Source organism: Rhizobium tumorigenes (genome assembly GCF_003240565.2).
GTDB lineage: Bacteria > Pseudomonadota > Alphaproteobacteria > Rhizobiales > Rhizobiaceae > Rhizobium > Rhizobium tumorigenes.
Window position 1 is genome coordinate 66,200 of sequence record NZ_CP117257.1, and the last position, 13,820, is coordinate 80,019.

Sequence of the window (13,820 nt, forward strand, 5' to 3'; positions counted from 1 at the left end):
CGATAGAAACTTGCATTCAGCGAAATCGATACGCCCCACGGAGTGCTCATGACGACCTCGCGCCTATTGCCTAACGCCGTTTCACGGGACTTGCGCTCGGCTGTTACGACCTCCATTGAGGACGGCGGCCCGGAAGATCGTGATCGCACCGACGATATATGGGCGGCCCTTTGCGCGGAGGCCCAGGTGGCGGCTCACGACGATCCGCGGCTGGCCCAGGCGATGGCGCTCAATATCCTCTGCCACCCAGATTTCGCGCAGGGGCTTGCCCATCGCTTTTCGGAGACATTGGCGAACAATGATGTCGGGGCGGATGTCCTGACGCTCGTTGCACTGGAGGTCTTTGAGGCCGCCCCCGAGATTGTCGAGTCTGCAGTTTCGGATCTCCAGGCAGTTTTCGATCGCGACCCGAGCACCTCAGAACTGCTTGTACCCTTCCTTTATTTCAAAGGGTTCCTGGCCCTCCAGGGGCATCGGATCGCGAACTGGCTGTGGAGGCACAACAAAACGCTTATGGCGCGTCACATTCAAAGCCGTACGTGCGAGGTTTTGTCAATCGACATCCATCCGGCCGCCCGGATGGGACGTGGGATCATGCTTGACCATGGAAATGGACTCGTCATCGGTGAAACCGCTGTCGTTGAAGACGACGTATCCATCCTCCAGGATGTTACCTTGGGAGGTACGGGAAAGGATTCCGGTGATCGCCATCCCAAAGTCCGCCGAGGCGCCCTCATCGGAGCGGGTGCGAAAATTCTCGGGAATATCGAGGTTGGCGTAGGCGCAAGGGTTGGAGCGGGTAGTGTGGTCCTGTCGGCGGTTGCGGCCCACATATCGGTTGCAGGCGTTCCTGCCCGCCCGGTCGGCCGGCCGAAATCCGCTTTACCAGGTGTGACGATGGAGCAAACAACAATCGAGACTGACTACGTCATCTAAAACCTAGTGTACCTCTTCCTGCGGCAGACTTTTCGTTTGGTACGCTGTACGTAACCGGCGTGATCGTCACAGATATCGCGAGGGACAACAAAGGATGGGGTGAAATGACGTTTCGACGTTTCGATTTCTATCAAGGCGCCCGGACAGGCTCCAAGGTTTTAGAGGACAGGATTATACGAGCTGCCAGTTGGGCCTTCCAGGCTGGTTGCAGCCTCGACGGATTAACGTGTATAGCCCGGTCTTTGATGACGAGAAGCGATACATGTCGATCCGCATAGAATTTGAAAAAATCATCCCTATCCTGGCGAAATGGTGGGTCCGAGATACGACGTTCAGCGTACTTGTCGCCTTTTCCAGCATGCTCATGGCGAAGAGCGCAATCGAATACGGCTACGATTTCGCAATGCGCCGTTTCAGATATTTGCCGTCGGAGGCTCCACCAGTCGGCAGTGATTTTGGTCAAACCGAATATCTTGCGGTGTTCGTTTTGATCGTGGCGATCGGCTATCGGTTGTGGGTTGTCAAGGGCACCGCGGCCGAGACGGCAGACCAGGCAACGCGTGAAGCTCTCAACAGCTCATCGACAGGGAGCGTTCTGCAACTGGAGCACAGAAAGGCATTCGCTATCCTGGCGACCGTACCTGAGATCGAGGCACTCAGAGCGCATCCGACCAACTCGCTGGGAATGATGTTAGCTCACGCAAGTGGCGCTCGACACGTCGTCTGGGACGGGATCTGGTTCAGGCTCGCGAGCAGACATCATGGTGTCAAACGGGGCCTTGTGCTGATTGCGTTCACGGTTTCGGCGGTCGCCGCGCTTGTGATCTTAGTTGTAGCAGCAGGAACGTATGCACAAGCGGGCTTTGGCTCCATATCGGCGTTGACGCTGGCTGCGGAGGGGGTCCTGCTAGTCTTCGCTTCGGCCTCCTACCTAAAGGATCTTGAGCGCTTGCATTCGGCGGGTGCCCTCGTGAGAGAACGCCCACCAATCACCGTCTCTACCAACCCGTGAGGCAGTGGGCTATCATTATTGTCGCCCGCAATAGATAGTTGTGAGGGCGAACCCACACCGGTCTGCCAATAGTGTAGCGCGGGGCGCTCCTTGTCGATAGCGACGTGGTGCGGTCCATTAGCTAATTCCAATCGGTTCGTCGACCGGTTTTGCCGATGGAGCCTAGAGCGACAAAACCCCAATCGCCACCACACAAGGTCTGTTGGGCAACAGAGTTCCAAGCAACTGGATCTGCGTCCTTCAGACGATGCAGCGTTGGCCGTGTCGCCAACCCATTTCGGTTCGTATGAACCCGGGGAATGGTAAATAAATGAGTCGGCGAAGTTACATACCAGAAACCGACCTAGACTACTGATTCGTCTCAACATTCGGCCGGCAGAGCTTTAGCGGAGTCTAAATAACCTGATTTAGACCGGCTTGACTCTTTCAACGGAGCGGAACAAAAGAGGAACGTCAGCTATTTTCGGGGACATGAAGTCCATGCAACGCGAGCCGGGGAGGTCCGTGAACGATGTCGTGCGCCAGCAATCCTCGGGTCATCGAGGAACTTAGAGCCCGTATCGCGCACCTTGAGGGCAGCGCGGTGAAAAAGGCGATCGTGCTGCCATTCGGCGTTCGCGAGATGGACGAGCGTCTACCAGGTGGTGGCCTGCCTTATGGAGCTCTTCATGAGATCGCCGGCGGCGGAGCCGGCACGGTGGATGGAGCAGCGGCAGCACTGTTCGCCGCCGGAATTGCGGCGCGGTCGAAGGGCAAGGTCCTATGGTGCCTGACGAGACCCGACCTGTTTTTCCCGGCTATCGCCCAGGCAGGCTTGCATCCCGACCGCGTGATCTTCTGCGAAGGCGACAAGGAGGAGGACGTCCTTGCCTCCATGGAAGAGGGGCTTTCCTTCGGGGGGCTGGCTGCTGTCGTGGGCGAACTCGTGCGGTTGCCGATGGTCGCATCCAGGCGGCTGCAATTGGCCGCCGAGAAGACGGGCACCATGGGCCTCGTTGTCCGCAGATGGCGGCGACAGACGGAAGCGTCGGACTTCGGCAATCCGACAGCCTCGACGACACGATGGAGGGTGAGCGTGCTTCCGTCGGAGGAATTGCCAGTCGCGGGCGTGGGCCGCCCGAGATGGCTGGCGGAATTGATGCGCGTGAAAGCAGGCGAGTGTGCTGAGTTCGAAATAGGAGCCTGTGATGCCAAGGGTCATTTGTGTCTACTTCCCCTATCTGCCAACAGACCGGATACGTCGGCATGGAGAGGGAACCGTGCCAGCTGACCAGCCGCTTGTCGTCATTTCGAAATCGGGCTCGAAACGCTGGGTCTCTGCTGCCGACACTGCCGCGCGCAAACTTGGCCTCAAGCTCGGCATGCCGGCGAGCAAAGCCCAGGCCGTCGTCGCCAATCTGAAGATGATCGATGCCGATCCTGCCGCCGACGCGGCTGCCCTTGAACGCCTGGCGCTGTGGGCGCTCCGGCAATACAGCCCTGTCGTTGCCGTCGACGGCACGGACGGTATCGTCATGGACACCGAAGGCGCCGATCATCTTCAGGGCGGCGAAGCCCTGCTGATTTCCGGGCTGGTCAATGGCTTGAGAGGTCGAGGCCTGACCGCTCGTGCTGCGGTCGCCGATACGTGGGGAGCAGCGCACGCGATCACCCGCCTGACGTCGGCGGAAACGACCGTTGTTCCGCTAGGCGGCGTGGCGAAAGCAGTCACTCGCCTGCCGATCCACTGTCTCCGGCTCGCCCCGGACACGATCCACGGTTTGCGGGTGATGGGCGTCGAGACGGTCGGTGAACTCTCCGCGATGCCTCGCGCGCCGTTGACGCTGCGATACGGCCCGGAGGTCGGTAGGCGGCTAGATCAACTGTTCGGGCGGATGGCAGAACCCATCGAGCCTCTGCGGACACCAGAGCTGGTCGAGGTGGCCAAGAACTTTCAGGAGCCGATCGGCGCCGCGGAGACAATCGCCAAATATGTACGCCGACTGGTTGGCGAACTGACATCCAAACTGGAAGAGCGCGGCCTTGGCGTCAGACGTTCCGATCTTGTCATCCACCGCGTCGACAACACGCGGCAGTGTGTTCAAGCGGGGCTTGCAAAACCGGTCAGGGATCCCGCTCGGCTGTCAAAGCTGCTTTGCGACCGCATCGAAAAGATCGACCCGGGCTTCGGGATCGAACGGCTCGTCCTTGTTGCCTTGATCGTGGAGCCATTGGAGGAGCGACAGGTCGCGTCGTCGCTCATCGAGGAGCTGGTTGTCGATGTCACACCGCTCGTCGACATTCTCGGCAACCGCGGCCAACGTCTCTACCGGGTCACGCCGGTCGCCTCCGATGTTCCGGAACGGTCGGTGATGCGCATCGGTCCGACGGCCGACGAAACCGGAGCGACATGGGCCGCCAAATGGCCAAGGCCATCGCGGCTGCTGGCGAACCCGGAGCGGATCGACGTGACCGCTTTGCTCCCCGACCAGCCACCTGCCGTGTTCACCTGGCGCGGCAAGCGTCGGAGGGTAAAGCGAGCAGACGGGCCGGAGCGCATCTTCGGGGAATGGTGGGTTCGCCCGAGAGAGCACGCCGCCGTCCGGGACTATTTCGTCGTCGAGGACGAGGCGGGTGAACGCTACTGGGTCTACCGCGCTGGCGACGGCGTGGATACCGACACGGGCTCGCACCTCTGGTTTCTCCACGGGGTGTTCGGATGAGATATGCCGAGCTTCAGGTCACCACACATTTCTCGTTTCTGCGCGGCGCGAGTTCGGCGGAGGAGCTGTTCGCCGCCGCGGCAGCGCTTGGCATCGATGCCCTGGGTGTTGTCGATCGCAACTCGCTCGCGGGAATCGTGCGCGCATGGGAAGCGGCGAAGACCACGGGCGTGCGACTGGTGGTCGGCTGTCGTCTCGATCTTTCTGACGGCATGTCGATCCTGGTTTACCCGACCGACCGGCCGGCCTACTCGAGACTGACGCGGCTGCTTTCGCTCGGAAAGAGCCGGGGCGGCAAGGGCAAGTGCATTCTCGATGTCTCCGATGTGGAAGCCTATAACGGCGGACTGATTGCCATCCTTATCCCTGATGAGGCCGACGAGACCACTGCCGGCCAGCTCAGGAAGCTCGCTGCGATCTTTGGAGACAGGGCCTACGTTTCGCTCTGCCTGCGCCGTCGCCCCAACGATCGCCTGCGGCTCCATAACCTGTCGAACATGGCCGCACGCCACAAGGTCAAGACGGTCATCACCAATGACGTCCTGTTTCACGATCCCAGTCGCCGGCAGCTGCAGGACATCGTCACCTGCATCCGCAACCGCACCACCATCGACAGCGTCGGCTTCGATCGCGAGCGGCATGCCGATCGGTTCTTAAAAGCCCCGGAGGAGATGCATCGGCTGTTTTCGGAATATCCTGAAGCGCTGGCGCGAACGCGGGAAATCGTTGATCGCTGTCGTTTCGACATGAGCGAGCTCCAATATCAGTACCCGGAAGAGGCGCTTGTGCCGGGGCTCGACGCGCAACAGTCGCTGACCAAGTTCGCCTGGGAAGGGGCCGCCACCCGATACCCCGAGGGGATCCCCGACAAGGTTCGCAAGGCGATCCTGCACGAACTCGAGCTCATCCGGGTGATGAAATACGCCGCTTACTTCCTGACCGTCTACAGCATCGTCCGGTTTGCCCGGTCGCAAGGCATCCTCTGCCAGGGCCGGGGATCGGCGGCGAACTCGGCGGTTTGTTACTGCCTCGGCATCACCAGCATCAATCCGGAGACGGGTGACCTGCTGTTCGAGCGGTTCGTCTCGATGGAACGTGACGAACCGCCGGATATCGGCGTTGATTTCGAGCATTCCCGTCGCGAGGAGGTCATCCAGTGGATATACGAGACCTATGGCCGCTCACGCTCGGCGCTCTGTTCCACCGTCAGCCGCTACCGCGCCAAGGGCGCGCTGCGTGATGTCGGCAAGGCATTGGGCCTGCCTGAAGATCTGATCACCCAACTGTCCTCCGGCGTCTGGGGCTGGTCGGAAGGGGTCGGCGAGAAGCAGCTCAAAGAGAATAACATGAACATGGCCGACTATCGCCTGAAGCTGGCGCTGGACCTTAGTGCCCAGCTGATGGGCGCGCCCCGCCATCTTGGCCAGCATCCGGGCGGTTTCGTTCTGACGCAGGACAGGTTGGATGATCTGGTGCCGATCGAACCGGCATCGATGAAGGACCGTCAGGTGGTGGAGTGGGACAAGGACGATATCGAGGCCCTCAAATTCATGAAGGTCGACGTGCTGGCGCTCGGGATGCTGACCTGCATGGCGAAATCGTTCGAGCTGCTTGGTGAGCACAAGGATATTCCCATGGGCCTTTCCGATGTCGAGCAGGAGGATCCGGCCACCTACGCGATGATCCGCAAGGCCGATACGCTCGGCACGTTCCAGATCGAAAGCCGCGCGCAGATGGCGATGCTGCCGCGCCTGAAACCTCGCACATTTTATGATCTCGTCGTGCAGGTGGCCATTGTCCGGCCGGGACCCATCCAGGGCGACATGGTGCATCCGTATCTGAGGCGGCGTGAGGGCAAGGAGAAGGTCGAGTACCCGACGCCCGAGCTCGAAGCCGTTCTGGGTAAAACGCTCGGCGTCCCGCTGTTTCAGGAAAGTGCGATGAAAGTCGCGATGACCTGCGCCGGATTTACCGCGGGAGAAGCCGATCAGTTGCGCCGGGCAATGGCGACTTTCAAGTTCACGGGCGGGGTGTCGAAGTTCAAGGACAAGCTCGTCGAAGGCATGGTCAAGAACGGCTACACCCGCGAATTTGCCGAGAAGACATTTACCCAGCTTGAAGGGTTTGGCTCCTATGGCTTTCCGGAAAGCCATGCCGCCAGTTTTGCGCTGATCGCCTATGCAAGCTCGTGGGTGAAGTGTCATCACCCGGATGTCTTTTGTGCTGCCTTGCTCAACAGCCAGCCGATGGGTTTTTACAGCGTCGCGCAGATCGTCCAGGACGCCCGGAACCACGGCGTCGAAGTCCGCCCGGTCTGCGTCAACCGCTCCCGCTGGGACTGCACCATGGAACGGATCGGCAATTCCGACCGCTTCGCTGTTCGTCTCGGCATGCGTGTTGTCAAGGGATTGTCCACCAACGACGCCGCACGCATTATCCTGGCGCGAGCCGAACAGCCGTTCGTATCCGCTGATGACATGTGGCGACGCTCCGGCGTGTCTCCGTCGTCGCTGGTCAAGCTAGCGGAGGCAGATGCTTTCCTGCCGTCGCTGCAACTGGAGCGGCGCCAGGCACTCTGGGATATCAAGGCGCTCCGGGATGAACCCCTGGAGCTTTGGGCGGCCGCCGCTGAGCGCGAAGCCAAGGTGATCGCCGAGATGCAGGAGCCTGAAGTGGCGCTGAAATCGATGACCGAGGGCAGGGAGGTCGTCGAGGACTACTCACACACGGGCCTCACATTGCGGGCGCACCCGGTGTCGTTTCTCCGAAAAGACCTCGACCGAAAAGGCATCGTCCCCTGCGCCGAGGCGATGGCGCAACGCGACGGGAAATGGCTCTGGACTGCGGGTCTCGTTCTCGTGCGACAGCGGCCGGGATCGGCAAAAGGCGTCATGTTCCTCACGCTGGAAGACGAGTCCGGCATCGTCAATGCAGTGGTCTGGCCATCGCTGTTCGAACGCCAGCGGCGGGTCCTGATGACAGCGAGCATGATGGCCATCAATGGCCGTATCCAGCGGGAAGGCGAGGTCGTTCACCTCGTTGCCCAGCGCCTGTTCGATTTCTCCGCCGACCTGTCGAGCATTGGTAATCGTGACGGCGACTTCCCGCTTCCCCACGGCCGCGGCGATCAGGTCAAGCACGGAGGGGGCCCCGATCCACGGGACAATCCCAAACCCGTCGTGCAGGCGCGCGAGATCTATATTCCTGACCTTCATATTGATAATTTGAAGATCAAATCCAGAAACTTCCACTAAGGAGGCCGGTGTGTCGCGTCTGTTTGCAGTCACCAAAAGCCTGGAGGAGATTGTCGCCCATTTCGCGGTCGACATCGCGCCGGCGCTTGAGGTGCCGAGCGAGACCGTCGAAGGCACCCCGGGCCTGATCGTCCTTGAGAAAGACGGAGTGCGGCTGTTGAAGTCGGTCTCATGGGGTTTTCCGCGACAGACACGCGACATGAGGCGTGAAGGCGAGCCACCGAGCCGCATCGGCCTCGTTGCGGATCTTACCAATCCGCTCTGGGACCGCATCGTCGTCGACCCCAAATACCGCTGTCTGATCCCACTCACCCATTTCGCCAACCCCGACGGTGTCAAAGGCGAGAAAACCAGATCGTGGTTTTCGAAGAACCGGCAGCCATTGATGGCCTGGGCGGGGTTCTGCAAGAACACGCCAGACTTCGGCCCGGTGTTCGCCGGCATGACCATGACCGCCAACGAGAAGATCAGGCCCTTCAACGACCGCATGCCTGTTTTGCTCAAGCCGGAGGAGTACGATCGCTGGCTTCACGGTTCGATCGAAGATGTGATCGCATTCCAGTTTCGCGATCCACCGTCATCGGATGACTTCGAAATCCTGCATAGCCGCGACCGCTGGCAAAGCGGCGTTGCACCCTCCAAGGCTTCACCACGTCGGGACAACATGCTTATGTAGCCAAGGTTTCGTGTTGAAAGGTCTGCCATATGTGCAACTTGTACACCGTCCGTCTTTCCGCCGCAGAAGTGGCCGCGCACTTTCGTGTTCCGAACCCGATGCAATCGAACGCTCCCGAGGAAGTCTATCCGGGCACCCCCGGGATGGTGGTAACGGAGAACGGCGGTGTTCGCGAGCTTCGCTCGATGGTGTGGGGCTTTCCCCTGCGCCTGAAAGGCATGAAGCCAGAAGCCAAGCCAAAGCCGGTCAACAACATTGCTGACCTTGCGAAAGGCATGTGGATCGGCCTGGCACGTAAACCGCAGTGGCGTTGTCTGATCCCCGTAACGGGTTTTGCCGAGGCCGAGGGTGAAAAGGGTAGGATGACGCGCACCTGGTTTGCACTGAAGGACCAGCCGGTCTTCGCCTGGGCAGGGCTATGGCGTATCAGCGACGAGTGGGGTCCGGTCTATTCCGGGGTCATGACGGACGCCAATGAGGCGATCCAACCCGTGCACAACCGGATGCCTGTTCTGTTACAGCCCAATGAGTATGAACAATGGCTTCACGGGAGCTTCGATGATGCGCTCGCATTCCAGAAGCGGACATTTCCGCCTGAGTTGGTGACGATGGAGCGGACAAGCGAGCTATGGGCGAAAAAGAAGACTTAAGACGCGTATCCGCAAGAGCGTCTGGTTGCCGGTTCGGACAGCCTTGATCGTCATTCTAGTAAAGGCCACGGCGCTGGAAATCCTGTGGTGTGATCAATGTTCCCGCTAACACGTCTGCCTTAAGCAACGCGACGAGATCGGCCCACCCCTTTTCTGCTCTCTCGGGCGAAACGATCCGGTGCGCGAAGCTGGCGACTTCAGCAAATTCCAAAGCCATACCGCTCGGATCGATCGACCCGATGCCGGCGTCCATCGAGTTCTTATGCCGCGTCTCAATGGCAATGATGCGGCTTGCAATTGGTATGCTTTCTTCGTTCATCGACATCATAACCCCAAACAACATCCGGTCGCTCGAATCCGGTGCTTCGAAAACCAATGACTTTGGCCTCCTATCTTCCGACACGGCATCCTGGTGTTTCGGTTCGGCTCCTGGTTCAACGATCCTTGAGCTCCCGTAGCAGGTAATCGTATTGCCGAGATGGAGGACCGCGCCGGCGGATCGGCGGATGTTGTTGACGTTGTTTTTGTAGAACAGTTTGAAGGCGAAATGATTGCGCAGGCCACCGCCTTCGCTGTGCAACAAGCCGGGGGATTGGAAGACCAAAAAGCTTTTGACCACCTTCGGCGGCTCGCCGTGTGAGGAGAAGCGGTAGCAGACAAACTTGCGTTCGGTGGACTTGGTGTTCTTGAAATTCTCAACCGCGTTTTGGTTGAAAAGCGATCGCCACAAGGCTTGCGAGTTGAACTCGCCAAGCTAATCATGCCGCCGAGGTCGTATTTCAGCTGACTGCGGCTTTTTCGCCGCTGGTCGAAGTCCTCTACCTTCGAAACGAGTTTTCCAATCGGCTCCTTTCGTGCGACAAGGTGGTGAAGCTCGACGAGGAACTGGCTGAACTCGCCAGTTTCCTTGTGAATGTGGTGTTCGAAGAACTTCTCCTCACCATCATGAATAGCGACAGCCAGCAGGAAGAACAGATAGACGGTATATGCCGGTCGGGCATCCGGCTTATTAATCTGGCGTTGAATGAATTGGCCAACTGACTGGGCAGCGAAACTAGCGCCTATTGGACACCCCGAGCCCGCCTTGGTGAAACGCCGAGCGAAGTCACAAACCATCTCATCGAGATTGTTTAAGCTTGGCTTCGATAACGTGCTGCCGGATGCGCGCGAAAGCAGATAGTGCAGCGTATGTGTGAGATCTCCGCGTAACGAGTCATCTCGATCGAACAGGTTGCCGAGCGCGTCGACCAGTTGAAACCAAGCGTCTTCCGTTTTTGCCTTGATCCGCTCATCGAGATACTCGAACTCGAGTACACGGGTAGTCTTGCTGGTCTTAGCCATGCTCTATCCGTAGTTTTTACAGGTGTCGTGAAAGTTTTTACAGAGGCCGGCTATTGATGTATTGATTTTAACTATTTTCGTAAAGAGCCAGTGTCTATCTCAGCGTCGCCCGATGAGCGCATACTCCATTTACCATCAGGTGGAGTGTGACTCATGTTCAACATTCGCAAGTTTCCCGATCAGCTGATGACGGCGCGGTTTAAGGCTGTCACCTGCTTTTGCGCCTTTGCATTCAGTCTTTTTCTGACAGGCCTCGCCGATATTCCAGGGAGTGTCTTGCGCGGATATGGTTTCTCTGCTGTGCAGTTGACCGTGCTGCGGACAGCGACCGTTTCCGTGTTCTTCCTGGCACTTTTCTCTGGCCGGGCTCTGCTCTACGGAATGCCGCGCATAACACTGAGCCAGTCGAAAACCATCATTGCATTCGCTGTTTTCGGCGTGGTCTGCGCCAACGGCGGCACCACCCTCTCGGTTTCGCTCGCGCCGGACTATGTGGCGATCCCCGTTATATTCGCCACCAGCATCGCCACGTCACTGATGATGGCGATCCGGAGGCGGGACTTGGTAGACCGCCTCGACTTGGGGGCGGCTATTTTTCTGGTAGGCCTGGTCGCTCTGCTGATTTTCGATGGTGCCAAGAGCGCAGGCGAGTTCGATCCGACAGTGCTTTGGGTGCCTATCGTAACGGGTGTCGCGCAGGGCATCGCCTATCATGCGGTCGGGGGCGGCGAAGATATCGACCCCTTTACGTTCTATTTTCTTTCTTTCGGCATCGGTGGCGCGCTAATGGCATCCGGGGCGGCGAGCTTCGGCATTCTTGACCTTGCCACTGTGGGACACATCAACTTTCCTGCAGAAGCTTGGTTTTACCTGGCGGTGCTCGCGGGCTTGAATACGGTTATCCCTTACCTCTTGATGCGGGCATCGGGAGCGAGATTGGCGATGAGCGCGAAGGGAAGCGCGGGCGCGGCGGAGCCGATAGGAGGCGTTTCTTCCGATGCGTTTCAGGGAAGCACGCCGGAAACGACTGGCTTGTTGATTGTTACGACGATCATCGCAGTTGTCGTGTGGAACCAGCTAAGAGGTCGCGGATCCAAAGGATCGTCTTCGTAATCGGCCGGCGGACGCCTTCAGCAACGCCGATCCAGACGAAGAGCAACGCGAGAACAAGGCCGGAAAACACCACGGCGTGGACGCTGCGCGGCACCGGTACGAGCGCGCTCATAAAAAATACCAGGTAGGAGAGCCAGGCTAAAAGGACGACTACGACCAGACTTCGCATCCGAGGTGCTCCATGCGGTGCTAACCCACACGACACTATCAGCGGTATCGGTGAGAGTCGAATCTGGTGTCTTAGTCTCCACCGTTGTTTCGGTAGATCCGGTTTTTCCGCCGCCCAGGTTCGTTTAAGGCGGCGGATCGGCAGGCTTAGGAAGCCTCTCGGCTAGAGCCTCTAGACCCATTCCTCATAATCGAAGAGCAGGTGCATCCCTCGAATTCTAGGCCTTGCGGATCCGTTCGACGAAATGTTGAACCTTTCCGAACGCGGCTTCGAACTCGGGCTTTTCACCATAAACCATGTCGCCGAGCAGCTTCGAATAACCCGCTGCGAACTCTCCGTGTTTGGACATCGTCTCGTACGCGCGGAGCGTTTCAGCCCTCGGGTCCGCCTTATAGGCAGGATAATCGTCGGCACGGCTCTTGGCTTCAGCCTTTATCGTTTCCAACGCGATTGCGGCCGCCTCATCCGCATCGTAGTGGCCATCCATACGCGATAGGTCGTAGACGTGACGAACAAGCGTGTGATCGAGGGGCCCAAGATCGGCAAACGCAAATCCAGCCCGACGTCCGAGACCAACGAACTTGTCAGCCGCGGTTTCAACCAGTCTCACGCACGCGACATCCGTGGCCTCGGCAGACGCGCCGGTGGCCTCAGCAACAAAGGAAGCAACAGAGCGATTTTCCGGCGCCGTGCAAATCGGGAATGCAGCGATTTCGATCTTGATCTCCGGTCGCAAAACGCCCTCACCCTTAGCGATGGGTTCATAGGGCAGATCATATCGAACGTAGCGATCGCTTTGCTTGACAACATAGTGGCCTTCGACCGCAAAACCCGCTGCCTCAAGCCGCTCGTTCACAGTGGCTCGCAGGCGTTTAAGCTCGCCGCGAGACGGCCTGTCCTTGCCGACGATGCGCAGGTCAATGTCTTCTGACATGCGTTCGAGCAAACGATATGCGCGTCCAAGCGCCGTTCCCCCGCCGAACGCCAGGGTCAATCCATCGACCTGCACATCATGGATGGCAGCCAGGGCGCGAACAACGAACCAGTCCTTTTCCACCAAAGCAGGCGAAGGCAGACCAAAGAACTCCTGTACCTCCAGAAGAGTTTTGCGGTCCGGATTACCGTTCAACGCGGAGCTCCGCGCGGCCATCGGAAAGCCGTCGGTTGAAACGCGCCTTGACTTTGACCGTCGGGTTCACCGGGATCTGAGTGGAACGGCCTTCATTATAAGCTTTCGTGCTGTCGCTCTGCTCCCAAGCCACACCAAGCTTGTTCAGTGCCTGAAGTGCAGCACTGTGGAAGCCGTTGGAACTGGAGACAATAAGCTGGCCCGATAAACGCGACCGCATCGCCCGGGCGTAGACACCGTAGCCCAACCGCATCAGAGCCCCATCGTGGACCAGAGACCTGAGCGCGCGCAGAACCTGATCCTCACCACTCAGGTCAGCAAAGTCCCGCGGAAGAAAGACATCAGTTTTCTTCGTTCGCGCGACGCGGTTCTGGATTTTCTGCTTCAATGTCCTAGCCTGATGCATGGTTCGTTTCTTTCTGCAAACACCCGACACGGAATATATGCAAAAACCCGACACGACGCAAGGGCTCGTTGGCGGCTAGAGATGATCGTTTAGGCCATGTAATCGGGCCTGTCCAGGATGCACGACTTCCAGCGTGGCGTCGCCAGCTGCGCTCTTGTCATGAAGCACCTCCACATCTCCATTTCGTAGCAGGATCTACAGTTTGGCTGACCCAGAGAATGTTGTGCGGCGAGATCCAATACCAATCCGCTCCAACCTATGGCGTTGCCGAACCCAGCTCTCTTGTCTGGCATCCCTAATCCAGCCCCGTCCTTGGACGGTCAACCCACAAGGGGTTCGCAGCTACTGCGACCTCTCTGGCTGCGCCGCCGAGGTGACCGCGGTCAGGCCCGGATCGAACGGGCGCCATCGAGCGGGGATCGGCCCCGCCAC

General features: G+C 59.0%; 12 protein-coding genes. 9 read left to right on the forward strand and 3 right to left on the reverse strand.

Going from position 1 to position 13,820, the window contains the following annotated elements; translation table 11 throughout:
* The first annotated feature begins 48 nt into the window (after positions 1-48).
* The 7 genes from cysE to PR017_RS21905 all read left to right on the forward strand — a co-directional run bounded on the left by cysE (position 49) and on the right by PR017_RS21905 (position 9,230).
* Positions 49-936 carry a serine O-acetyltransferase gene (cysE, locus tag PR017_RS21875; RefSeq protein WP_111218268.1) on the forward strand — a complete coding sequence of 296 codons (888 nt, stop codon included), beginning with the start codon at positions 49-51 and terminating at the stop codon, positions 934-936.
* Between the two features lie 262 nt (positions 937-1,198).
* A complete protein-coding gene (locus PR017_RS21880) occupies positions 1,199-1,948 on the forward strand; it encodes a hypothetical protein (protein ID WP_111218266.1) in 750 nt (249 codons plus the stop codon).
* A 511-nt stretch (positions 1,949-2,459) separates the two neighbouring features.
* Entirely contained in the window at positions 2,460-3,218 is a 759-nt protein-coding gene (locus tag PR017_RS21885; protein ID WP_111218264.1) for an ImuA family protein, read from the forward strand.
* Positions 3,136-4,650: a Y-family DNA polymerase gene (locus PR017_RS21890; RefSeq protein ID WP_206423130.1), complete on the forward strand. Its 1,515-nt coding sequence runs from the start codon at positions 3,136-3,138 to the stop codon at positions 4,648-4,650. The genes PR017_RS21885 and PR017_RS21890 overlap by 83 nt, the downstream gene beginning before the upstream one ends.
* A complete protein-coding gene (locus tag PR017_RS21895; protein WP_111218260.1) occupies positions 4,647-7,904 on the forward strand; it encodes an error-prone DNA polymerase in 3,258 nt (1,085 codons plus the stop codon). The genes PR017_RS21890 and PR017_RS21895 overlap by 4 nt, the downstream gene beginning before the upstream one ends.
* Positions 7,905-7,914: 10 nt before the next feature.
* Entirely contained in the window at positions 7,915-8,580 is a 666-nt protein-coding gene (locus PR017_RS21900) for an SOS response-associated peptidase family protein (protein ID WP_111218258.1), read from the forward strand.
* A gap of 29 nt (positions 8,581-8,609) precedes the next feature.
* Positions 8,610-9,230, forward strand: a complete 621-nt coding sequence (locus PR017_RS21905; RefSeq protein ID WP_111218256.1) for an SOS response-associated peptidase — start codon at positions 8,610-8,612, stop codon at positions 9,228-9,230.
* Between the two features lie 55 nt (positions 9,231-9,285).
* On the opposite strand, the gene PR017_RS21910 is transcribed toward PR017_RS21905, so the two are convergent.
* Positions 9,286-9,960, reverse strand: coding sequence for a hypothetical protein (locus PR017_RS21910; protein ID WP_111218254.1), 675 nt, complete (start codon positions 9,958-9,960; stop codon positions 9,286-9,288).
* 137 nt (positions 9,961-10,097) lie between these two features.
* Here PR017_RS21910 and PR017_RS21915 point away from each other — a divergent pair, with 137 nt between their 5' ends.
* Both PR017_RS21915 and PR017_RS21920 read left to right on the forward strand, forming a co-directional pair.
* Positions 10,098-10,271, forward strand: a complete 174-nt coding sequence (locus tag PR017_RS21915; RefSeq protein WP_154677459.1) for a hypothetical protein — start codon at positions 10,098-10,100, stop codon at positions 10,269-10,271.
* 453 nt (positions 10,272-10,724) lie between these two features.
* Positions 10,725-11,684, forward strand: a complete 960-nt coding sequence (locus PR017_RS21920) for a hypothetical protein (protein ID WP_111218253.1) — start codon at positions 10,725-10,727, stop codon at positions 11,682-11,684.
* A gap of 386 nt (positions 11,685-12,070) precedes the next feature.
* Here the strand turns inward: PR017_RS21920 and PR017_RS21925 are convergent, their stop codons facing one another.
* Both PR017_RS21925 and PR017_RS21930 read right to left on the reverse strand, forming a co-directional pair.
* Entirely contained in the window at positions 12,071-12,982 is a 912-nt protein-coding gene (locus PR017_RS21925; protein ID WP_240538918.1) for a nucleotidyl transferase AbiEii/AbiGii toxin family protein, read from the reverse strand.
* Positions 12,972-13,370, reverse strand: a complete 399-nt coding sequence (locus tag PR017_RS21930) for a DUF6088 family protein (protein ID WP_234625163.1) — start codon at positions 13,368-13,370, stop codon at positions 12,972-12,974. Before PR017_RS21930 ends, PR017_RS21925 begins: the two co-directional genes overlap by 11 nt.
* Between the last annotated feature and the right edge of the window lie 450 nt (positions 13,371-13,820).

Bases quoted from the DNA above. Each gene is read 5' to 3' on its own strand.
- cysE (WP_111218268.1), top strand. From the start codon at position 49: ATGACGACCTCGCGCCTATTGCCTAACGCCGTTTCACGGGACTTGCGC.
- PR017_RS21880 (WP_111218266.1), top strand. From the start codon at position 1,199: ATGTCGATCCGCATAGAATTTGAAAAAATCATCCCTATCCTGGCGAAA.
- PR017_RS21885 (WP_111218264.1), top strand. From the start codon at position 2,460: ATGTCGTGCGCCAGCAATCCTCGGGTCATCGAGGAACTTAGAGCCCGT.
- PR017_RS21890 (WP_206423130.1), top strand. From the start codon at position 3,136: ATGCCAAGGGTCATTTGTGTCTACTTCCCCTATCTGCCAACAGACCGG.
- PR017_RS21895 (WP_111218260.1), top strand. From the start codon at position 4,647: ATGAGATATGCCGAGCTTCAGGTCACCACACATTTCTCGTTTCTGCGC.
- PR017_RS21905 (WP_111218256.1), top strand. From the start codon at position 8,610: ATGTGCAACTTGTACACCGTCCGTCTTTCCGCCGCAGAAGTGGCCGCG.
- PR017_RS21920 (WP_111218253.1), top strand. From the start codon at position 10,725: ATGTTCAACATTCGCAAGTTTCCCGATCAGCTGATGACGGCGCGGTTT.